Raw genomic sequence first — 816 nt, 5'->3', positions numbered from 1 at the left:
AAGCCGATGCCGCCATGGAGTTCATCGGCGCCTTCACGTCCGGCAACACGCCGGACGTGGGCTGGCGTGTGATGAAGCTGGCTGTGGACGTTGAAGGTGCTAAAGTGGAAGTGCACCGGCGGTAATCACGCAGGCGGTAATTCAGTTACCGTTCAAAAGACCGCGATGTTGGCCTAGTTGCCTTTCTCATCTTTCACTGCGCAATATTTTCCGGTGCCACCTGCTTTCGGTCTGACGCAGGAATCCGCAGAAACAATCTCTGCTCCCCTGAAAAGTCAGCCCGCCGTTCCTTATTTCTCCGGAACGCGGCTGGTGTTGCAATATCCGGCCGTGCTGGCCAACATCCATCCGGCAAGGCCGAAATCCCGGCTGCAGATCTGAACTGCAGCCCAGATCAAATCATCGCGTCCAGCTCCTAGCCTGGACGCCGTCGAGGGGGAAGGATCCTTCGTGACCGAAACCACTGAGCTGTCTTCAGCTGTGGAAACATCATCTTCTGCTGCCGGATCGTCAACGGCAGCACCCGCCAAGAGCAGCGGCCTTGCCGGCCTCAAGCTCGCCCAGCTCCAGGCTCTTGCCAGCCAGCTGGGGATTTCCGGCGGTTCCCGGATGCGGAAGGGCGATCTTGTCTCTGCCATTTCCGCCCACCGCGCCGGTACTCCCGTGAGCAAGGCTCCGGCCCGCGCTGCTGAAAAGGCGACCGACAACGGTAGCGTCGCCCAGTCCGCCGCTCCGACTGTTGCACCTGCTGCAGCGCCCGCTAGCGAGTCCGAGGCTCCGGCCCAGGAGAACCCCCGTGCCCGCGGACGTGGCCGC

General features: G+C 62.0%; 2 protein-coding genes and 1 pseudogene (1 of these 3 only partly in view). All 3 read left to right on the top strand.

Annotated features, from left to right (window positions below; translation table 11 throughout):
* A pseudogene (gene thrB, locus K789_RS23285) lies at positions 1-125 on the top strand (homoserine kinase) (its annotated part extends 812 nt beyond the left edge of the window); the annotation flags it as partial.
* A gap of 52 nt (positions 126-177) precedes the next feature.
* Positions 178-381, top strand: coding sequence for a hypothetical protein (locus K789_RS25180; RefSeq protein WP_128081645.1), 204 nt, complete (start codon positions 178-180; stop codon positions 379-381).
* Positions 382-450: 69 nt separating this feature from the next.
* On the top strand, positions 451-816 hold a 366-nt coding region (locus tag K789_RS0115630), incomplete at its 3' end, for a Rho termination factor N-terminal domain-containing protein (RefSeq protein WP_029705142.1).

The sequence above is a fragment of the Arthrobacter sp. TB 26 genome (genome assembly GCF_000427315.1).
GTDB lineage: Bacteria > Actinomycetota > Actinomycetes > Actinomycetales > Micrococcaceae > Arthrobacter.
The sequence above is the reverse complement of the archived record's forward strand: the minus strand, read 5'-3'. Positions and strand labels throughout refer to the sequence as shown.